The sequence below is a fragment of the Jatrophihabitans sp. genome (genome assembly GCA_036389035.1).
Taxonomy (GTDB): Bacteria; Actinomycetota; Actinomycetes; order Mycobacteriales; family Jatrophihabitantaceae; genus Jatrophihabitans_A.
Window position 1 is genome coordinate 25,423 of record DASVQQ010000022.1, and the last position, 20,555, is coordinate 45,977.

Here is a 20,555-nt window from a genome sequence, read left to right on the forward strand (position 1 = left end):
CGACGCCGCCGGCCCGCTGAGCGGCTTTCGACCCTCGTCTGCCGGGCCGCGTTGTGGTTCGCTTGGGAGATGGCCGATGCACCCGAGGTCGTCGTCGCGAGTGGCCATATGGTGGACGCCGCGGACCGGAGCACGCCGCGTTTCCCCGCCGGCGAGGTCGAGCGGGTCACCCGGGAGGTCGCCGCGACGCTGCGCGGGTGGAACGTCGGGCCGTCCACGACCGTCGTCTGCGGCGGAGCGCGCGGCGCTGACATCATCGTGGCCGAGCAGGCGCGGGAGCTCGGCGCCCGGGTGCGGCTCTGTCTCGCCGCGCCTGCCGAGCAGTTCGAACAGACCTCGGTCGCCCTGCCCGGCACGGACTGGGTGGCCCGGTTCCGCGCGCTGTCCGCGATCGCCGACGTGGAGGTCGTGCCGCCGGCCTCTGATCCGGCAGATGACGTCTATTCCCGCACGAATCAACGACTGATCGAGATCACCAGGTCCTACGGCGGCCACCCGCACGCGGTGATCGTGTGGAACGGCGCGGAGGGCGACGGCCCCGGCGGCACCCGGAACTTCGTCCGGCAGCTCGCCGGGGGTGGCAGGACGGGCCCGGTTCACGTGATCGACCCGACGCCGCGTGCCTATGAGAGCAGGCAGAGCGCGCCCGGCCCGAAGAAGCTGCTCGCCCTGGACGGCGGAGGCATCCGCGGGGTCCTGTCACTGGAGATCCTGCGCTCGATGGAGGCCCAGCTGCGCCAGCGGCGCGGGAGCCCGGACCTGGTGCTAGCCGACTACTTCGACTACGTGGGCGGCACCAGCACCGGCGCGGTGATCGCGGCGGCGCTTGCGATGGGCCGCTCCGTCGCCGAGGTCCAGGACCGGTACATCTCCCTCGCGTCCACCGTCTTTCGAAAGCGTTTCCTGCCTTTCCGGCTCCGGTCGTTCTACCCCGATGACCAGCTTCGCTCGGAGTTGGAAGACTTCTTCGGGCCCGGGCGCACGCTGGGCGCTCCCGAGTTCCGATCGCTGGTCCTGCTGGTCCTGCACAACACGGTGACCGACTCTGCCTGGCCGCTGAGCAATTGCACCCAAGCCAAGTACAACCGGGCCGATCGCTGCCTTCAATCACCCTCTGACCGCAATCTGGACCTGTCCCTGACCGAGCTGCTGCGGGGCAGCACGGCCGCGCCGGTGTACTTCGCCCCGCAGACCATCCGGGTCGGGTCACACGAGTTCGTCTTTCAGGACGGCGGCCTCACCCCATTCAACAATCCCGCCCTGTTGATGTACGTCATGGCCACGCTTCCTGAATACGGATTGAACTGGCGCGCCGGACCGGAGGACCTGCTGGTGGTCTCGGTGGGCACCGGATCGGCCGCGTCCGTGCACCCCGGCCTGCGGCCGGGCAAGGTCTGGCTCGGGTTCAACGCCAAGAACTTCCCGTCGGTGTTCATGCGCGGCGCATCGGTCGGCCAGGACCTGCTTGCCCGCGCCTTCGGCAGCACCCGCGCGGGCGAGGAGATCGATCGGGAGTTCGGCGCCCGCCTGAACCCGGCGCCCGCTCCGGGTGGCAGCCGGTTCAGCTACGTCCGCTACGACGCCAACCTGTCAAAAGAGACGCTGCAGGAGTACGGAATAACATCCAGCCGAGCCCAGAAAACGATTCGGAAGCTCGACGCGGTAGGCGAAATGGCGCAGCTACGGGCCATCGGCGAAAAGGTCGGCCGGACGGTGGACGTGGCCGATCACTTCAGGGGATTCCTCTGAAACCAGCCGGGCTTACACCCGCCGCTGGACGTGCAGCAGGTAGACAGCCCGGTCCAGCGGGTTGGCGTCGGTCCGAGGCCGGCTCGGAAGCCCTTCAGCCAACTCGTAATGCGAGAAAGCCGATTCCAGCACGCCCTCGCCGCTAGTGAGACCAGGCAGCCGCTGCTGCAGCTCGTGCACCCGGGCCGCTGGGATAACCCCGGTCAGCAGGTACGTCCCGCCGTGCGCGGCAGGCGCCGACGGGACCGCCCGCAGCTGGCCGAGCACCGGCAGCACCGCGCCATAGCTGGCCGCCGGCAGCTCCAGCGTGAAGGTGTGCACCGGCTCGCACACCTGAGTGCCGGCCCGGCGCAGCGCGGTCATCAGCACCAGCGGCGTCAGGTTGCGGAAGTCACCCGCTGTGCTGGACATGCTCTTGTCGAAGCTGCCGTGCATGTGGCTCTGCCGCGGCCAGTACCCGGTGTGGGTCAGCACCACCACGCAATCGGGAATCTGCCAGCCGTACAGGCCCTGCCGCAGCGTCAGGTGCACCGTCTCCTCGATCGCCCGCATCAGGGCGTACGGCATCGACCCGAGCTCGACCTCCAGGCGGTACTGGACACCGGCGCCGACCGGGGCCGGCTCGACCCGCAGGCCGACCGTCGCCAGGAACGGGTTCGGCACGACGTCGATGAACTCCACCGCCGCGCCGCAGCCGACCAGGCGTTCGATGCAGATGACGGTCGTCTCGCGGAACCGGACCTCGACGTCGAATTCCCTTGTCAATGTTGCCGAAACCACCTCCTTCTGCACTTCGCCATACAGCGACACCGAGATCTCGCCGCGCAGGTCGTCCTGGCGCAACCCGATCAGTGGGTCCTGCTCGGCGAGCTGGGTCAGCGCGGCATGCAGCAAGCCCTTGTCAGCCGGATCCACCGGCGCCACCACGGTTTCCAGCGTCGGCGGCGCGAACACCTGACCACCGCCCGAAGCAACGGGCACCCCGATCGGGTCGCCGATCCGCGCGCCCGCCAGGCCCCACAGTTGGGCGATCTCACCGGCGACGACGCAGCCGCGCGGCTCCACCCCGGCCGAGGTGAAGACGCCGATGCCGGTGACCTTCTCCCGGATACCGCGCAACTCCACCCGGTCGCGCACCGCCAGCGCGCCGGCGAACAGCCGGACGTAGGCCACCTTCTCACCGGCCCGGACACGCTCGATCTTGAACACCGTGCCTGACAGCGGCCCGTCGACATCCCCGTCAGCCGCGGGCAGCAGCCGGGCGATGCCGGCCAGCAGCTCGGCCACTCCCGCCCCGGTGATCGCCGAGCCGAAGAACACCGGATGCACCAGGCCACGCCGGGTCCGGTCGGCGAGGGAGTCCAGCAGCCGGACGTAGGAGACCGCCGACTCGTCCTCGACGTAGGCAGAAAGCAACGCGTCGTCGTCGGAGCTCAGCAGGTCGAGCAGCCGCGCGCTGAACGCAGAATCATCCGCCCCGTACGGCTGAAAGTCCGCGCCACGGCTTCCGAGGCCGGTCACCGAGCCCATCGCTGTGATCCGGGGCGTCAACCGGTCGGCGATGCCGGCGAGCACGCCGTCGTCCCGGGCGCCGCGGCGGTCGATCTTGTTGACGAAGATCAGCGTCGGCACCCGCAGCCGGCGCAGCGCGCGCATCAGCACCAGGGTCTGCGGTTGCACGCCCTCCACCGCCGAGATCACCAGCACCGCCCCGTCGAGCACGCCGAGCACCCGCTCGACCTCGGCGATGAAGTCCGGATGCCCAGGTGTATCCAGCAGGTTGACGCTGACGTCGTCGATCACGAAGGACGCGACGGCCGCCCGGATGGTGATGCCGCGCTCGCGCTCCAGGGCCAGCGAGTCGGTGCGGGTGCTGCCGGCGTCCACGCTGCCGATCTCGTCAACAGCGCCGGTGTTGAACAGCAGTCGTTCGGTCAGGCTGGTCTTTCCGGCGTCAACATGCGCCACCACCCCGAGGTTCAATCTCTTCACAAAGCGCCATGCCCTCACGTCGGTTGACAGGTGTCAGCTGGGTGGACGTGAACGCTTGGCGCATCTGGGGGCTCCTTTGATCGGCGAAACAGGACGCCCGCATCGGGCGCAGCTCAGTGCAGCACCCATGCAGGAGCAAGGCAACCGAAATACTGGGGTGAAGTTCGACGCTAGCTGCGGTAGTAAGAACGTCCTGGTAACGAAGTCCGATGCCGCGCCTTATCAGAAGGATTCGTGGTACCGAGTGCTCCACTCAACGACGGCTCGCGCGCGCTGCCAGGTCTTGCTGGATGTGAGGCGTTGCGCTTCAGTGAGGGAGTCTCGGGCTTCTGAGTACTTCGTATAGCCCGTGCCCATGACGATGCCGATCGCCGCGACGATGAAGAGTGCGAGGAAGTGGGTGTCGGCGGCGGATCTGATTGAGTCGACTTCGTTGGACAGACCGATGTGCAGAGCCAGCAGGATGATCCATCCGGCTGCGAGTGTGCGGCCTGGCTCGGAGCCCTTTGCCCGATTCAAAGGAGTTCCCAGACGGCTTCGCCACGACCACCAACCTGCCACTGCGGTGCAGATACCGTGAACGACTAGAAGCGTGATTATTAATCGCCGGTGCGAGATCGGAGCCCACGCAAGCAGCGACGCCAAGCCGAGGTCGAGTGTTGCCACCGTGTAGATCGCTGCCCACTCGCTTGCCGTCGTCATCGTCAGGCCGACGGTGAACAAAGTCGCGCTTGCCAGGAGGAGCCACATCGCGAGGTCAATTCCCGGGCCGGTCAGCTGGCCGCACTGGTCCCGTTGCGTCAACCCAACGGCGTAACTAACTGCGGAACCGATGAAGCACGGTGTGGCAAGACTCTGCAGAATTCCGCCGAAGCGTATGACAAGGGGGTGAGGATGCGCTGGAGCCCTCCGCGCGCAATATGCGATCCAATACATGACCGCACCTATCGCGATCGTGATGATAAGAGTCGCCCACGAAAAATCTGCTGACGCCGACGCGCAGCCGTCGGCAGCGGCTGCACTCACCTCCCATGGTGAACCGGTCCATGGCACTGACACGGGGGCAACGCTCTCACAGACCTCAGCCTTAGCCTGGACGGCTTGCTGGTGTACTGAGCCTGGCTTGGCAGATCAGCGCAGCAGGTCGCGCAGCGCTTCCTCGATGTGCGGATGCCGGAACGAGAACCCCTCGGCCAGCAGCCGCTTCGGAACCGCGCGCCGGCCGGTCAGCGCCAGCGCAGGGTCTGATCGCAGGACGAGAGCGCCGAGCCGCACCGCGAAGGTCGGGGTGGGCGGCGCGGGCGGGCGGTGCACAGCGCGGCGCAGCGCCGCCATCAACTCGGCGTTGCGCACCGGGTTCGGAGAGCTGGCCACCAGGACGCCGGCGCCGCCTTCCAGCACCCGGCGCACGATGGCCAGCCAGTCCTCGATGTGCACCCAGCTCACCCACTGCCGGCCGTCGCCGATCCGCCCACCCAGCCCCCAGCGGGCCAGGCCGGCCAGCCGGTCCAGGGCAGGGGTGTCGCGATCGAGCACGATGCCGGTCCGAAGCAGCACCGCGCGGTCGGCGTTGACCTGCGCGGCCGCCGCCTCCCACGCCCTGGCCACCCCGGCCATCTGCGGCGGGCCGTCCGCCGGCGGGGAATCCTCGTCCAACAGCTGCTCGCCGGCATCGCCGTGGATCGCCAGGGTGGAGGCCTGGATCCACACCGGCAACGGGTCATCGAGAGCCGCGGCCGCGGCGGCCAGCGCCCGGGTCGGCTCCACCCTCGAGCTCGTCAGCAACGCGATCCCGGCCCGCGTCGGCGGCCGGTCGACCAGCTCGCCCGCCAAATTCACCAGCGCCGCACCCGGCAGCTCGGCCGCCCACGCGCCGACACCGCGGCCGTCCCAGCGCACCTGCCGGTGGCGGCCCGAGCCAGGCGAGCGGGTCAGGATGACCACCTCATGCCCCCTCGCCGCGAGGTCATCGGCCAGCCGACGTCCCAGCGCGCCGGTGCCGCCCGCGATCACGACCTTCACGTGGCGACGTTTCGGCTGACGAGGGCGGCGGGTCGTCGGTTCCTCACCCGGCTCATCATGCCTGGTCAGCCCATTACGATCGCTGACATGATCGGCGGCAACCCTCTTCTCAGGGACGCCGTCATCAGGGACGCCCGCGAGAGCGACGCCGCGGCCTGCGCGGCGATCTACCGGCCCTACGTCACCGACACCGCCATCTCGCTCGAGACCGAACCGCCGTCGCCGGCCGAGATGGCCGAGCGCATCGCCAGCGCCGTCCGCAGTCACGCCTGGCTGGTGCTGGAAGCTGAGGGAGCATCGCAGCGAGGCACGAGCGAGGAGCAGACCGAAGTGGCGACCGCTGAGGGAGCATCGCAGCGAGGCACGAGCGAGGAGCGGACCGACGTGGCGACCGTCGGCGGGCGGGTGGTCGGCTACGCCTACGGCGGGCCCTTCAGTCCCCGGGCGGGTTACCGGTTCTCCTGCGGGGTCAGCGTCTACCTCGAAGTCGGGCTGCGCCGCGGCGGCGCCGGCCGGGCCCTGTACGAGGCGCTGTTCGCCCGGTTGGCCGAGCGCGGCTACCGGATGCTGCTGGCCGGTATGACCCTGCCCAACGACGCGAGCGAGGGGCTGCACCGCGCGCTGGGATTCGAGCCCGCCGGGATCTACCGCCGGGTCGGCTGGAAGCACGGCAGCTGGCACGACGTCGCCTGGGTGCAGCGCGGAATCGGCGACCAGCGGGAACCACCCGCCGAACCACGCTGAACCGGCCCTGCCGAACCACGCTGAACCGGCTTGCCGAACCACGCCGAACCGGCCTGCGAACCACCCTGAAACCGGCGGCCGAACCCTGCCGCGGCCCTCTTCCGGCGGGCGTCACCGCTGGGTAGGATCGCTGGCACCCATGGCCCCTCGGGTGGTTCGAGTTGCCCAGGAGAACGCCTTGCACCACACGCTCTCGGCCGAGTTCCGAACCACACCGGCCAAGCCCGAATCATGACCGGGTTCGACCTGTCCGGGCTGGGTCCCGGCGCCATCGTCCTGGTCGGCTACAGCCGGACCCTGCTGGAGCCGCTGGCCGAGCGGGTGCCGGCCGGCGGCGTCCTGGTGATCGAGGATCCGGTGGTCGCGGCCAACCGTGAGGTCGCCAAGGCCACCGACGCCGATCCGCTGGTCGGGCGGCTGATGCTGACCGAGTACCAGGAACTGCCGAACATCGACGCGCTGGTCGCGGCCGAGCCGGCGCTGCGGGCGGCCCGGGCGGTACTGCCGGGCAGCGAGTACGCGGTCGAGCCGGCGGCCCGGCTGGCGGCCCTGCTGGGGTTGCCGGGGGCCGGCCCAGAAGCCGCCGCGGTGTTCCGGAACAAGGCCCGGCAACGCCGGACGGCCGCCGCGGCGGGACTGCGCAACCCCCGGTTCGCGGTGGTGTCCAGCGCCGCCGAGGCAGCTGCCTTCGTCGACGAGGTCGGCGTCCGGTGCGTGGTGAAGCCGACGGCCCGCCAGGCCAGCCTGGGCGTCCGGTTCGTCAACCCGCACACCGGTGAGGCGGCCGCCGCGTTCGAGCACGCCAGCGCGGTCGACGAGGCGAAGCTGGTTCCGGCCTCGGGAATCCGATCGGAGGTGATAGTCGAGGAAGCCATCTCCGGACCGGAGTACAGCGTCGAGATGCTGGTCCGCCAGGGCCGCCGGTGCTTCGCCAACGTGACGGCCAAGCAGCTGGTGCCCGGTGAGCACCCCGTGGAGCTCGGCCACACCGTGCCTGGGGCGCGCACCGGTGAGGACTACACCAGCCTGATCGAGTCCACCACCCGGCTGTTCACCGCGGCCGGCTTCGACACCGGCGTGCTGCACTGCGAGTGGATCGTCAGCGAGCAGTGCCCCGTCCTGGTCGAATGCGCCGCCCGGGTGCCCGGCGACGAGATCGCCACGCTGATCTCGCTGGCCTTCGACCGGTCCTTCGTGCTGGCCTACCTGACCCTGATGCTGGGCGCTGACCCGCAGCTGCCTGTCGAGCCGCCCTACGGCGCGACCGTCCGGTTCCTGACCACCGCGCCGGGAACGGTGACCGAGGTGGCCGGCGCCGAAGAGGCCGCGACGCTGCCCGGCGTCCAGCGGGTCAGGATCACCGCCCAGCCGGGTGACCGGATCGGGCCGATCCGGTCGTCCTGGGACCGGGTCGGTTATCTGGTGCTGCGGTCAGCCGATGCCGCGCAGGCACGTCAGGACGCCGACCGCGCCGCGAACGCGATCGTGGTCACCACGGCGTCATGAGTCTGGGGACCACCGGCAGCCCGCCGGCGCCGAGCCGGCACTGGGCGATGCGGGCCCTGCACGGCCAGCTGATCCCGGGGTCGAAGGCCGGCCGCCAGCTGTCGGTGGTGGCGCTGGTCGACGCCATCGGCTCGGGCATGTACCTCACCGGCTCGGCGCTGTACTTCGTCACCGTGGTGGGCCTGTCCCCGGCCCAGGTGGGCGCGGGCCTGTCCATCGGCGGCGTCGTGGGCCTGCTCGGCGGCGTCCCGGTGGGCATCCTGGCCGACCGGATCCCGGCGGGCCGGGTGCTGATCGGCATGCAGGTGCTGCGGGGCATCTGCTACACGGCGTTCTGCTTCGTCACTGACTTTCCGCTGTTCGCCCTCACCGCGGCGTTCATCGGCCTGACCGACGCCACCATCCCGCCGGTGCACCAGGCGGTGGTCAGCTCGTCGGTGCCGGCCGCCGACCGGGTCGACACGCTGGCCAAGATCCGGGCCGTCCGCAACATCGGGTTCAGCCTCGGCGCGGTGGTCGCCACCGTCTCCATCGGCACCGGGTCCCGGACGGCGTTCCTGATCCTGATCGGCGGCAACGCGCTGTCCTACTTCGTCGTCGCCGTCCTGCTGCGGCGGATCGGCATCCACCGGGTCACCGCCGGCCCCGGCGGGGTGGCCCGGCGCAAGCTCCGGCTGGTCGCCGACCCCCGCTACCTGGCCGCCGCCGCCCTCAATGGCGTGCTGGTCGTCCACATGACCCTGCTGGCCATCGCGTTCCCGCTCTGGTACACCGAGCACACCACCCTGCCGGCGGTGTTCGTCGGCGTGCTGGTCACCGTCAACACGGTGCTGGCCGTGCTGCTGCAGGCCCGGTTCGCCAGGACCAGCCAGACCTTGCCCGGCGCGGTGCGCGCGGCCCTGTGGGCCGGGCTGGCGCTGGCCGGCTTCGGCGTGGCCAGCCAGCTCGCGCACCTCACCGAGCGGGTCTGGGCGGTTCTGGCGCTGGCGACTCTCGCCATCCTGCTGCTGACGTTCGCCGAACTCTGGCAGGCCGGCAGCAGCTGGACGATCTCCTACGACCTGGCCGACCCGCACCGCCGGACGGAGTACCTGTCGACCTTCCAGCTCGGCAACTCCATGCAGTCCATCGTGGGGCCGTGGCTGATCACCAGCCTGCTGTTCCCGACGCCCAACGGCTGGCTCTACTTCGGCGCCGTCACCACCGCGGCCGGTGTGCTGACCGCGGTGGTGCTCAGACCGCTGCTAACTGCTCAGACCGCTGCCAGCTCAGAGCAGCAGTCCTGAGACAGCTGTCGAAGCCCCGCCGCCAGATCCCGCTTGAGGTCCTCGACGTCCTCGAGCCCGACGTGCACCCGCAGCACGATGCCGGGCTCCTGCCAGGAGCCGGGCAGCCGGTGCGCGGACGGGTCGGCCGGCACGATCAGGCTCTCGTACCCGCCCCAGCTGTGCCCCAGCCCGAACAGCCGCAGCCGCTCCAGCATGGCGTCCACCTCGGCCTTGCCGTACCAGGGGTTCAGCACGATGCTGAACAGCCCGGCGGCGCCTGAGAAGTCCCGGCGCCACAGCTCGTGCCCGGGGTCACCGGGCAGCGCCGGGTAGAGCACCTGGCTGACCTCGTCCTGCTCCTGCAGCCAGCGGGCCAGCTCCAGCGCCTGCTGGTGGTGCTGGCGCAGCCGGACCCCCAGGGTGCGGATGCCGCGCAGGCCCATGTAGACGTCGTCGGCGCCGGCGGTCTGGCCCAGCCGGATCGCGGCGCTGCGGACCGGGCCGTAGGTGTCCTCGGTGCAGACGATCGCGCCCAGGATGCTGTCGGCGTGACCGGTGAGGTACTTGGTCGCCGAGTGCACGACCACGTCGGCCCCCAGCTCCAGCGGCCGGCAGAACACCGGGGTGGCCCAGGTGTTGTCGACGATCGTGACGACGCCGCGGTCCCGGCACACGCTGGTGATCGCCGGCACGTCCTGGACCTCGAAGGTGGTCGAGCCGGGCGACTCCAGGTACACCAGGCGGGTGTTGGGGCGCAGCAGGTCGGCGATCCCGCCGGCGACGCGGGGGTCGTAGTACTCGGTCTCGATCCCGAAGGCGGCGAGCGAGTCGCAGAATCGCCGGCTGGAGGTGTAGACCGAGTCGCTCACCAGGATGTGGTCCCCTGCCTTGACGAAGGCCATCAGCGCGGTCGTGATGGCGGCCAGACCCGAGCAGGTCACCACCGCGGCGTAGCCGCCCTCGAGCTCGGTCAGCGCCAGCTCGAAGGCCCGGCTGGTGGGGGTGCCGAAGCGCCCGTACGTCGGCAGGTCCCGCCGCAGCGGGTCGGCCTGCGAGCGCTCCATGCTGGCGACGTCGGAGTAGAGGACCGTCGAGCTCCGGTAGACCGGCGGGTTGATGTAGCCCTCCTGCAGGTGCGGCTCCCATCCCGCGCGTACCAGGCGGGTTTCGAATGAGGTCTGCCGGTGGATCACGACACTGTCTCCGCTTCGAGCTTTAAGTTGGCCAGGTGGTCAACATGGGCCCGGTGATCAGGCTCCGACCGGCGCCCACCTGGCCTGTTCGTTGAACCAGGTGGCCACGGTCTCCATGTTCGCGGCTACGTCGTCTTCGGTCTGGCCGGCAACGACGTATCCCGCAAGGTAAAGACCCGACTTGACCCCTCCCTGATACACCTGGCCCGAACTTCCTGCCATGCTCACCTCCCGGACGCAGTCCGGCTCGCCCCCCATCGGCAGGTATTCCAGCAGGCCGCGGGACGGCGGGATCAGCAGCCCGCCGCCGGGGCGGTACTGAGGCGCCGGGAACGTGTTGGGCAGGCCGCACTCTGCGTAGAGCCACTCCTTGTCCAGCTCGATGCCGAAGCAGTACCTGACCATCGGGGGGATCATGCCGCCGCCGGTCCGGCTGGCGATCTCGCAGAACACCACCCGGTCATCGGGGGTGAGCCAGAGCTCGGTGTGGAAGGCGGTGTGGCGTGGCGTCGGAAGCTGCGCCAGCACCGACCTGGTGGCCGAGACCAGCCGCTCGAACAGCGGGTCCTCCGCCGCCAGCGAGTGGTGGGCCAGCCAGTCGTTGTTGCGGAACGCCAGGCAGTCGTTGACGTAGCGGAACGCGTGGATGAAGGCCACCTCGCCGTTGATCACCAGGCCGTCGATGTGGAACATCGGCCCTTCGATGAACTTCTCGATCTGGCTGACGCCCCGCCACGGGTGGCGGAGGTAGTTGTCGAGGTCGGTCTCGTCGTTGATGATGTTGGCGCCGAGCGAGCCCGACTCCGACACCGGCTTGATCACCACCGGGTAGCCGTGCTGCTCGATGAAATCCAGAGCGGTGTACGCCGAGTCCAGCGCGCTGTAGGCCGGGATCTCCACCGGCCCGCCGGCCAGGTGGTTCTTCATCAACACCTTGTCCCGAAAGGCCAGCGCGCTGGCGGTGTGCTGGCCCGGCAGGCCCAGTAGCTCGCGCAGCTGCGCGGCGCGCACCACGTCTGCCTCGGCGCGGGCGAACACGGCCTGCACCTGATGGCTCTGGGCCAGCCGCAGCGCGGTCTTGTCGACCAGCTGGTTGGTGTCGTAGTCGTCGAAGGCGTGGACGTGGGGCAGGTGGGCATAGCCCTCGGCGTACTCGCGGGGGGTCAGGATCACCGGCTCGAAGCCCGAGCCTGCCAGCCACTGGTCATACGGGGTCTTGGAGTAGGGCGTCTTGGCGAAGATCAGAACCGATGGCATCTTAAGACGGTCCTCTCTCAGCGGCTCTGCAGGACGGGCAGCCGGCGGCGCTCGGGAACCCGGGACACCAGCCCGACCTCCTCGGAGAGCTCGCGGGCGAAGCAGCCGTCCTTGTAGACGCCGGCCAGGCGCTTGCCGGTGAAGTCGTTGATCGCCTGGTGGTCGAACTGCGCGGTGTAGCTGACCTGCCGGTCCGGCCCGCTGAGCCTGCGCACCAGGATGCCCAGGTGCGGCTCGAAGGTGTTGACGCAGCCGACGATGTCACCGATCTTCTCCAGGCGCTCGCCGTCGGAGTCCGACAGCAGCTGCTCCTCGGCGGGGATGGCCGCGAACAGCTGGCGGCCGGCCCGGCACCATCCCACGTGGCCGGGAAAGCCCATCGCCTTGATGCCGAACGTGCCGAAGTCCTCGCTGACCGCGAGCTGGAAGCGCAGTTCCACGTTGTCGTGCAGCCACTTCAGGTCGCGGTAGGCCTGCTCGATCTCGGGGTGGTCCAGCTGCAGCTGCGGGTGCCGGCCGCCGTGGTCTGAGAAGTTGTTGAACCGCACCGTGTCGACGCCGAGCGCGTTGAAGTAATGGGCGTAGCGGACCAGCGACTCGCGGCCGTGGTTGTGCCGGCCGACCGTGACGCCGATGTTGACCCGGAACTCATCAGCCGGCTCGCCGGTGCGCTGGGCCGTCAGCCGCCGTTGCCGGTTGTAGTCCTGGATGCGGGCGAGCACCCGCTCGGTGTCCGCGCCGCTGAACACGCCCTTGATCGGGTAGCTGCCGTCGTCGATGACGGCCAGGTTCTCGTCGATCACGCCGTGGTAGGTGATGGAGATCGTGCCGTAGCCGCTCTCGCGCGCGAGGTCGAGCAGCTCGATGTAGTTGTCGGCCAGCAACGGCCGGCCGCTGGTCCAGGCGTCGCCCTTCTCCATGGTCTCGGTGGGTTTGTGGTCGGACTCCTGGCGGAACTCCCGGTTGTTGGCCGGGCCGTACATCCGCATGAACTCGCCGTCGTAGGCGAAGCTGTCGACGTAGCGCGGGTAGACCCGGTACCCCTGCGCCTCCAGGCTCGCCTTGATCAGCGGACCCTCGGCCATCTCGAAGGACTTGTTATAGACCTTCTCGTAGTTGACGAACCAGCAGTGGGCGCATTTCTGCCCGCAGGTGTTCCTGCCGACCTTGGTGTCGAGGTCGAGATAGATATGGATGTCCTCGGGACGGATCTCGGCGAACGGGACCGTGAACGGGGTGTCGCCGTGGAAGTCGTAAGCGATGGGGGCGTTGTCTACGAGCATGTCGTCCTCTGGAGTAGTTGTAGGGCTGGCGGTACGGGTGGTCTCTGGCGATGCCGGGGGTCCCTCGGATGCGAGTGGGTCCGGCGCCCGGTGACCCGGCGGACTGCGGGTTACCGGGCGGGTTGGGTCGTCACGATCGGCAGGGCCGTCAGCTCTGCCACGGCCAGCGCGCACTGTTCGGCGCTGTCTGCCGTCAGGACGGCGAAGCCCAACCGCTCCAGGGAGCTCTGCAGCGGCTTCACCGTCTCGCCGACCTGGGCCGAGATGGCCCAGTCGACGATGCTGCCGTGCGCCAGGGTGGGTTGACTGGCCACGGCGGTCACCTGCCCGGGTGGGGCGGTGAAGAACACGGTTGCGGCGGCGGGCGCGATGGCGGCCGTCCGCGGGGCGCCGCCGCCGACCGCCCAGCCCAGGGCCGAGCGGCGCCAGTCGACGCCGGTGGTGAGCTGGACGAGGTCGGCGATGCCGTCGCCGCCCATCCGGTTGTGGGTCTCGATGACGGTGACCTGGTCACCGTCGATCTTGAGTTCGGTGTGGCTGGGGCCGTCGGTCAGGCCGAGCGCGTCGAGCACCTCGGCCACGGCCCGCTCGACCAGCTGCCGCTGCCGCTCGGTCAGCGACGGGGCGGGCATGACATGGCTCAGCTCGACGAATCCGGTGGTGGTGCCCTTCTGGGCGATGCCCATCGTGGTGTGGCGCCCGCCGGCCGACAGCGACTCGACGCTGACCTCGAGTCCGCCGACGAACTGCTCGAGCAGGGTGGCGGCGGTGCGCCGGTGCGGCGGCAGGTCGGCCGGCCGGTGGATCAGCGCCACCTCGCTGCTGCCGCTGCCGTCGACCGGCTTGGCGATGACCGGGGTGTGCTCGGCGAACAGCCGGGCGATGGCGTCCGGGTCGTCCCCGGCGGCGAACGCGGGATTGAGGTGCGGGGCCTTGTGCGCGAGGACGCGGCGCATGATCAGCTTGTTGCGGATGGCCTGCACGACACTCAGCGCCGTGCCGGGGGTTCCCAGCCGCTCGGTGGCGGCCGCCGCCGGCTCCAGCCCCGGCTCGGTGAGCGAGACCACCGCCAGCGGCGACAGCGGCGCGAGCACCTCGTCGATGAACGTGGTGAAGGTGGCGGGCTCGCGGTAGTCCACGGTGAAGACGGTGGCGGCGCCGTTCTCGAGCTCGGGCGCGTCGGAGGCGCCCGGGTGCTGGACGTGGATGAGGTCCACCGGAAGCGTCGCGGCCGCCTGGGCCACCTTGGTGTTGGCGCCGAGAACGACAAGGCCGGTCATGACCGAACCCCCGTGCTGCCGTGCATGTGCTTGGCCCTGCGCTTTCTTCGATCCCGACGTCCGGGTCGGAACTGTTATCCGCGGACGACCGGTGCATCTCCTCCTCGTACGCAGGGGTAAGAACCCTCCGACGCCGGATTAATACATTCGATGGGAAAATTTTTAGCGCTCCGCGGAAGGGCTATCAAGAGAAAGCGTGACGGGACCGGACCAATCACCTCGACACCGCACCAGTGAACATGCGGTCAATGCCGTATTTATCTAGCCAATCCGCCAGCACGCCTTACCGAATCGTTACCCGGTGGTTGAGCATGATGAGGCAGAAGGAGACACGTGGAGTTTCGGCCGATCGAGCGTGCGGCAGGCGCCTTTCAGGAATCGGTGAGCGCCGAGCAGGTCCGGGCGATGTGCCGGCGGGCGTTCGGCGCCGGCGTCGACGTGACCTCGGCCACCGAGCTGGGCCTCGGCGCCTACAACAGCACCTACCGGGTGGAGCTTGACGGTCGCCGGCCGGTCATCCTGCGGGTAGCGCCCGAGCCCGCCCGGCAGTTTCGCATCGAGCGCGCGCTGATGCGCAACGAGCACGCCACCGCCCCCTACCTGGCCGGCCTCGGCGAGCTGACGCCGCGCACGCTCGCGGTCGACTTCACCCACCAGCTGCTCGGACGCGACTACCTCTTCCAGAGCCTGCTCGACGGGGTGCCGGCCCCCGACGGGCTCGCGGGGTACCCGCGGCCGGCCTGGGCGGGCTTCTACGGCCAGCTGGGCGGCATCGCCCGAACCGTGCACGAGGTGCGCGGCCGGCGGTTCGGCCCGGTAGCCGGCCCGGCGTATGACACCTGGAGCCAGGCGCTGGTCGGCTACTTCACCGACGCGGCGGCCGACCTGCGCGACGCCGGCCTGGACGCCGAGGACGTTCACCGGCTGGCCGACGCGGCCGCCCGACGCCACGCCGTGCTCGACGAGGTCAGCGAGCCCAGGCTGCTGCACGGTGATCTGTGGACCGTCAACGTGCTGCTCGACCCGGCCGCGGCGGCGCCGACGATCACCGGCCTGGTGGACTCCGACCGCGGCTGGTGGGGCGACCCGCTGGCCGACTGGACTATCTATCGCGCCCTCCAGCGCCAGGGGGCCGAGCGCGCGGCGTTCTTCGACAGCTACGGTCCGCTGCCTTCCTCCGGCGAGGACGAGCTGCGGGCGCGCTTCTACCTGGCCCGGCACCTGGTCGGCGTCCGGCTGGAGCGGCGCCGGCTGGCCGAACCGGGGCTGGCAGACACCTACGACGAGGTACGCGAGGTGCTCGCCACGCTCGCCTGACCGGCGCGGAAGAGCTACCTTTAATCGAACACTTGTGCGATTCTGTAGCGGTGGTTGTCGAACCGTCGATCCTGCACGCCGACCTGGACTCGTTCTACGCCTCGGTCGAGCAGCGCGATGACCCGCGGCTGCGCGGCCGTCCGGTGATCGTCGGCGGCGGTGTGGTGCTGGCTGCCAGTTACGAGGCCAAAGCCTGCGGCGTGCGCACCGCGATGGGCGGACGGCAAGCCCGGCAGCTGTGCCCGCAGGCGATCGTGGTGCCACCCCGGATGAGCGCGTACTCGGCCGCCAGCAAGGCGGTGTTCGAGGTCTTCGCCGACACCACGCCGCTGGTGGAGCCGATGTCGATCGATGAGGCCTTTCTCGACGTCCGCGGGCTGCGCAAGATCGCCGGCCCCGCGCCCGAGATCGCGGCGGGCCTCCGGCGGGCGGTGCGTGAGCGGGTCGGCCTGCCGATCACCGTCGGGGTGGCCCGCACCAAGTTCCTGGCCAAGGTCGCCAGCGCGGTCGCCAAGCCGGACGGCCTGCTGGTGGTGCCGGTCGACGGTGAGCTGGCCTTCCTCTACCCGCTGCCGGTGCAACGGCTGTGGGGCGTCGGCCGGGTCACCACCGAGAAGCTGCGCAATCGCGGGATCTCCACGGTCGCCGAGCTGGCCGCGGTGGACGAGCGGGCGCTGATGGCGATGCTCGGGGCGGCGTCCGGGCGGCACCTGCACGCGCTGGCCCACAACTCCGATCCCCGGCCGGTCACCGTCGGGCGCCGGCGCCGGTCCATCGGCGCGCAGGCCGCGCTCGGCCGCCGCCGGCTCTCACCCGCCGAGCTGGACGGCCGGCTGATCGTGCTGGTGGACCGGGTCTGCCGCAGGCTGCGCGGGGCCAACCGGGTCTGCCGGACCGTGGTGCTGCGGCTGCGCTTCGACGACTTCAACCGGGTCACCCGATCGCACACGCTGGCCGCGGCCACCGACGACACCGCGGTGCTGCTGACCGCGCTGCGCCGGTTGCTGCGGGCCAACGCCGGGCTGATCCGGGAGCAGGGCATCACGCTGATCGGGGTGACGCTGAGCAACCTGGACAACGCCGACGCCATCCAGCTGGAGCTGCCGTTCGAGCGCCGCAGCCCGCACAAGCTGGACTCGGTGGTGGATCGGGTCAAGGACCGCTACGGCAGCTCGGCCATCACCCGTGGGGTGCTGCTCAACGTCGATCCCGGGCTCACCGTCCCGCTGCTGCCGGACTGAGCGCTGCTGCCCGGCTGATGGGTCGGTTCTGACGGCCGGAGGCGATGGTTGGCCGCTGAGCAGGGCTTCGGTCGGCGTGTGGCCCTGCTGGGCGGCCAACGATCTTCCGCTAATCGGCTAGGAAGCCCGGAACACCTCATCGGCATGCCACTCGAGGAATTCCGGGTTCGGACGGTCATGGCGGCGCTCCGGCACGCTGATCGTTTGTCCGGCGCGAGCGTAGAACTGCTCGCCGTTTCCGAACTCCTCGCGCAACCGACGGCTGACCAGCAGGCGGTACTTGGGATCGACTCCCAGGTACCCACGATCGAACAGGGTGTGCACGTCAGATCGAAGCAGCAGGCCGTTGTCCAGGCGATGCTCCCCACCCACTGGCAACGGGCGGATGTGTGCCGCTTGCAAGACCGGTCGGATCTTGTCTCCGGTGATCGAGCAACGGCGGGAGTAGGCGTCCAAGACCTTCGCTTGAAACGCGTGTTGGCCAAGCCGGTACGGGGTCAGCCGCGGATCGCCGTACACCGGCCCCGGCCGGTGCCATGGCGGGACCTCGGCAGGGTTCGCCGGAGCGTCGAGCAGCCTTCTCATCACCGCTTCGAAATAGCTGGCCGTTGAGGACGTCGTGAGGTCGTAGGTCTTGCCTTGGACGATGTTGGAGGCAAAGTCGGGCGGCGGACCCACTGTGTCTTCCGGTGCAAAGAGTCGCGTGTCCCGTATGAAAACGCAGCCGATCTTCGGGTCGTCCTCCGGGGCGATCGGTTGGGCTCGGTAACGTCCCACCTGGATCCGCAATTCTTGCAGGCTCTCGGCACCGTTCCCTTCGCCGAAGAACTCCCAGGCCTCCGAGACGTGCAACGACGCGAACTCGCTGTAGAAACCACCACCCACAACCTGGTTGTGCGGAGAGTGGGTTTTGAAGAGGAAAGGTTCACCGGGTGTCAGCGCACCGAATCGGCGGTCGCCTCCCGGGCGCCAGAAATTCACTTCCTCAAGATGGGGCCGTGCGGCGAGGAACCGATACCACCGGGTATCAGTCACCCCGACGTAGGTCCTCACAGCGGCATTGTGTCGCTCAGGAAGCCCGCCACCAAGAGGCGGGAGAGCACATAGCGTGACCGCATGCCGGCACCGGCTGAATCGGGCCGCTACTCGCAGCCGATTCCGTCCAGGTCCGAATCCAGGCCGTAGGGGTCGTCGCCGGTCACAGAGACCGGTCCTTGCACGTAGCGAGGGCCGTTGCCTTTACCGCTGGCGCAATCGACGTCCGGGCCGGGTGGAATGCAGGGGTCATAGCCGCCGCAGTCCTCGGTGGGAGCGGGCGGCTGCGCTGCGGCGGACCGGGACGCTTCGGCGGCCGCTGATCGGGACGCTTCGGCTGCGGCAGCCGAGCGTGACGCGGCGGCAGATCGGGACGCGGACGCGCTGGCGGAAGCGGAGCGTGAGGCGACAGCGGAGCGAGAGGCCGCAGCGGAGCGGGAAGCGGCGGCCGAGCGCGATGTCGCCGCGCTGGCGGCAGCCCGGGACGCCGCAGCGGATTGGGATGCCGCAGCGGAGCGGGAAGCCGCGGCCGCCGAGCGGGACGCGACGGCTGACTGGGCCGCCTGCCCGGACGCCAGCGCCGCCCGGCTCGCCGCGGCGGCAGCTTCGGCCAGCGCCGCGCTGCTCGTGCCGGCACTCGGCGAGGGCGAGCTGGTGGCGGTCGCATGCAGCCCGTTCGGCGCCGTCCGGGCGTCCGAGGTTTGCTGCCGCGGAAGTGCCGCGACGACCAGCACGAAGGCGACGAAGGCGGCCGGAATCCAGAACCGGAGCGTGCGCCGGCCGGCCCACGCCTGTAAGGCGGCAAAGTTCACGAGAAGTCTCTCGACGGATGAATAATGACAATCCAAGGTAGCCGGGTTCAGGGCGTGAAGAGGTCGGCTTAACAAGTTTGTTACATAGACTTGTGAAGGGCCGCGCGCCGAACACGACGCCTCGAACTGCGGCGCTGCTGGTCTAATGGCACTCCCGTCACCGCTGCACCGGACCGAAGGGACTGCGGGTGTCTGAGCGCTGGTACAAGGAAGCGGTCATCTACTGCATCGAGGTCGACACCTATCAGGACTCCAACGGCGACGGCTGCGGAGACCTGCCCGGGCTGATCAGCCGGCTGGACTACCTCGCCCGGCTCGGCGTGACCTGCCTGTGGCTCAACCCGATCCACCCCTCGCCCAAGCGCGACGGCGGCTATGACATCAGCGACTACTACGGCGTCCACCCGCAGCTGGGCACCCTCGGCGACTTCGTGGAGCTGGCCACCCAGGCCCGCTCGCGGGGCATCCGGCTGGTGCTGGACCTGGTGGTCAACCACACCTCCGATCAGCACCCGTGGTTCCAGTCCGCGCGCAGCGACCCGAACTCCCCGTACCGCGACTTCTACGTCTGGACCGAGGACGAGCCGCCGGACCGCCGCCAGGGCATGGTGTTTCCCGGCGAGCAGACCGAGACCTGGACGATGGACGACGCGGCCAAGCTCTGGTACTACCACCGCTTCTACGAGTTCCAGCCCGACCTGAACTGGTCGAACCCCGCCGTGCGCGCCGAGATCAAGAAGGTGATGGGCTTCTGGCTGCAGCTGGGAGCGTCCGGCTTCCGGATCGACGCGGCGCCGTTCGTGATCGAGCAGACCACCCCCGGCGTCAACCCGGGCCCGATGGATTTCACCATCCTCGACGACTGGCGTCAGGACATCCAGTGGCGCAACGGCGAGGCGGTGCTGCTGTGCGAGGCCAACGTCGCCCCCGAGGACCTTCCCAAGTACTGCGCCGCGGCGCTGGACGGGCCCAACGACCGCGCCCACCTGATGTTCGCCTTCGGCCTCAACGCCAAACTGTGGCTGGCGCTGGCCCGCTGTGAGGCCGAGCCGCTGGTCGAGGCGCTGGGCAGCATGCCCAAGCTGGCGGCGATGGCCCAGTGGGCGACCTTCCTGCGCAATCATGACGAGCTCGATCTGAGCAAGCTGACCGACGAGCAGCGCAGCGACGTGATGGCGGCCTTCGCCCCCAAGCAGGACATGCGCATCTACGGCCGGGGCATCCGCCGCCGGCTGGCCTCGATGATGAACGGCGACCGGGCCCGGATCGAGCTGGCCTACGCGTTGCAGTTCAGCATGCCGGGCACCCCGGTGCTGCGTTACGGCGAGGAGATCGGGATGGGCGAGCAGCTGGCGCTGCCCGGCCGGCTCTCGGTCCGCACCCCGATGCAGTGGGACGACAGCCGGGCGGCCGGCTTCTCCACCGCCCCGGTCGCCGAGCTGATCAGGCCGGTGTCGACCCGGGGCGCCTACTCCGCCAAGCGGGTGAACGTCGAGGCCCAGCAGCTGGACCGGCAGTCGTTGCTGCGCTGGTTCGAGGAGCTGATCAGGGTGCTGCGGGAGTGCCCGGAGATCGGCGTGGGCGAGGTGAGCGTGATCGACCGGCCGTTGCCGCGCTCGGTGCTGGCGCACCGTTTCGACGCCCCGGAAGGCGCGATCCTGCTGTTGCACAACCTCGCCGCGACGCCGGTGACGCTGGACCTGAGCGGCATCGACACCGGCAAGAGGCCGCACGAGGTGCTGGCCGACGGCCGGTACGAGCCGCCGGCGAAGAACCTGGCGCACCTGGAGCTGAACGGCTGGGGCTACCGCTGGATCCGGCTGCGCCGCAGCTCCAAGGTCTGACCCAGCTCAGCC

Annotated in this window: 16 protein-coding genes; 8 read left to right on the forward strand and 8 right to left on the reverse strand. The window is 69.8% G+C overall.

Annotated features, from left to right (window positions below; translation table 11 throughout):
- Positions 1–69 precede the first annotated feature (69 nt).
- On the forward strand, positions 70–1,749 hold the full coding sequence (locus tag VF557_13580) for a patatin-like phospholipase family protein (protein HEX8081235.1): 1,680 nt from the start codon (positions 70–72) through the stop codon (positions 1,747–1,749).
- 12 nt (positions 1,750–1,761) lie between these two features.
- On the opposite strand, the gene VF557_13585 is transcribed toward VF557_13580, so the two are convergent.
- The 3 genes from VF557_13585 to VF557_13595 all read right to left on the reverse strand — a co-directional run bounded on the left by VF557_13585 (position 1,762) and on the right by VF557_13595 (position 5,763).
- On the reverse strand, positions 1,762–3,741 hold the full coding sequence (locus tag VF557_13585) for a translation factor GTPase family protein (protein HEX8081236.1): 1,980 nt from the start codon (positions 3,739–3,741) through the stop codon (positions 1,762–1,764).
- Between the two features lie 222 nt (positions 3,742–3,963).
- Complete coding sequence (locus VF557_13590) at positions 3,964–4,545, reverse strand: hypothetical protein (GenBank protein ID HEX8081237.1); 582 nt, start codon at positions 4,543–4,545, stop codon at positions 3,964–3,966.
- Positions 4,546–4,872: 327 nt separating this feature from the next.
- Positions 4,873–5,763 carry a TIGR01777 family oxidoreductase gene (locus VF557_13595; protein HEX8081238.1) on the reverse strand — a complete coding sequence of 297 codons (891 nt, stop codon included), beginning with the start codon at positions 5,761–5,763 and terminating at the stop codon, positions 4,873–4,875.
- A gap of 87 nt (positions 5,764–5,850) precedes the next feature.
- Here VF557_13595 and VF557_13600 point away from each other — a divergent pair, with 87 nt between their 5' ends.
- From VF557_13600 to VF557_13610, 3 genes are all read left to right on the forward strand, one after another.
- Positions 5,851–6,507, forward strand: a complete 657-nt coding sequence (locus VF557_13600) for a GNAT family N-acetyltransferase (protein HEX8081239.1) — start codon at positions 5,851–5,853, stop codon at positions 6,505–6,507.
- 231 nt (positions 6,508–6,738) lie between these two features.
- A complete protein-coding gene (locus tag VF557_13605) occupies positions 6,739–8,013 on the forward strand; it encodes an ATP-grasp domain-containing protein (protein HEX8081240.1) in 1,275 nt (424 codons plus the stop codon).
- Entirely contained in the window at positions 8,010–9,299 is a 1,290-nt protein-coding gene (locus tag VF557_13610) for an MFS transporter (GenBank protein HEX8081241.1), read from the forward strand. Before VF557_13605 ends, VF557_13610 begins: the two co-directional genes overlap by 4 nt.
- On the opposite strand, the gene metC is transcribed toward VF557_13610, so the two are convergent.
- The 4 genes from metC to VF557_13630 all read right to left on the reverse strand — a co-directional run bounded on the left by metC (position 9,266) and on the right by VF557_13630 (position 14,294).
- Positions 9,266–10,474, reverse strand: a complete 1,209-nt coding sequence (metC, locus tag VF557_13615; GenBank protein ID HEX8081242.1) for a cystathionine beta-lyase — start codon at positions 10,472–10,474, stop codon at positions 9,266–9,268. The genes VF557_13610 and metC overlap by 34 nt on opposite strands.
- A gap of 57 nt (positions 10,475–10,531) precedes the next feature.
- On the reverse strand, positions 10,532–11,731 hold the full coding sequence (locus VF557_13620) for a hypothetical protein (GenBank protein HEX8081243.1): 1,200 nt from the start codon (positions 11,729–11,731) through the stop codon (positions 10,532–10,534).
- 17 nt (positions 11,732–11,748) lie between these two features.
- Complete coding sequence (locus tag VF557_13625; GenBank protein HEX8081244.1) at positions 11,749–13,014, reverse strand: hypothetical protein; 1,266 nt, start codon at positions 13,012–13,014, stop codon at positions 11,749–11,751.
- A 110-nt stretch (positions 13,015–13,124) separates the two neighbouring features.
- Positions 13,125–14,294: an ATP-grasp domain-containing protein gene (locus VF557_13630; GenBank protein ID HEX8081245.1), complete on the reverse strand. Its 1,170-nt coding sequence runs from the start codon at positions 14,292–14,294 to the stop codon at positions 13,125–13,127.
- Positions 14,295–14,627: 333 nt separating this feature from the next.
- Between VF557_13630 and VF557_13635 the strand changes: the two genes are divergently transcribed.
- Together VF557_13635 and dinB are read left to right on the forward strand one after the other, a co-directional pair.
- On the forward strand, positions 14,628–15,611 hold the full coding sequence (locus VF557_13635; GenBank protein HEX8081246.1) for an aminoglycoside phosphotransferase family protein: 984 nt from the start codon (positions 14,628–14,630) through the stop codon (positions 15,609–15,611).
- Positions 15,612–15,661: 50 nt separating this feature from the next.
- Positions 15,662–16,852: a DNA polymerase IV gene (gene dinB / locus VF557_13640; GenBank protein ID HEX8081247.1), complete on the forward strand. Its 1,191-nt coding sequence runs from the start codon at positions 15,662–15,664 to the stop codon at positions 16,850–16,852.
- Positions 16,853–16,969: 117 nt separating this feature from the next.
- Here the strand turns inward: dinB and VF557_13645 are convergent, their stop codons facing one another.
- Positions 16,970–17,905, reverse strand: coding sequence for an HNH endonuclease (locus VF557_13645; protein HEX8081248.1), 936 nt, complete (start codon positions 17,903–17,905; stop codon positions 16,970–16,972).
- A gap of 252 nt (positions 17,906–18,157) precedes the next feature.
- Between VF557_13645 and VF557_13650 the strand changes: the two genes are divergently transcribed.
- Complete coding sequence (locus tag VF557_13650; protein HEX8081249.1) at positions 18,158–18,724, forward strand: hypothetical protein; 567 nt, start codon at positions 18,158–18,160, stop codon at positions 18,722–18,724.
- Between the two features lie 163 nt (positions 18,725–18,887).
- On the forward strand, positions 18,888–20,543 hold the full coding sequence (locus VF557_13655) for an alpha-amylase family protein (protein HEX8081250.1): 1,656 nt from the start codon (positions 18,888–18,890) through the stop codon (positions 20,541–20,543).
- Positions 20,544–20,555: the final 12 nt, after the last annotated feature.

What these genes read in the sequence shown, in the direction of transcription:
- VF557_13580 (HEX8081235.1), top strand. Translation starts at nt 70, where the DNA reads ATGGCCGATGCACCCGAGGTCGTCGTCGCGAGTGGCCATATGGTGGAC.
- VF557_13600 (HEX8081239.1), top strand. Translation starts at nt 5,851, where the DNA reads ATGATCGGCGGCAACCCTCTTCTCAGGGACGCCGTCATCAGGGACGCC.
- VF557_13605 (HEX8081240.1), top strand. Translation starts at nt 6,739, where the DNA reads ATGACCGGGTTCGACCTGTCCGGGCTGGGTCCCGGCGCCATCGTCCTG.
- VF557_13610 (HEX8081241.1), top strand. Translation starts at nt 8,010, where the DNA reads ATGAGTCTGGGGACCACCGGCAGCCCGCCGGCGCCGAGCCGGCACTGG.
- VF557_13620 (HEX8081243.1), bottom strand. Translation starts at nt 11,731, where the DNA reads ATGCCATCGGTTCTGATCTTCGCCAAGACGCCCTACTCCAAGACCCCG.
- VF557_13625 (HEX8081244.1), bottom strand. Translation starts at nt 13,014, where the DNA reads ATGCTCGTAGACAACGCCCCCATCGCTTACGACTTCCACGGCGACACC.
- VF557_13630 (HEX8081245.1), bottom strand. Translation starts at nt 14,294, where the DNA reads ATGACCGGCCTTGTCGTTCTCGGCGCCAACACCAAGGTGGCCCAGGCG.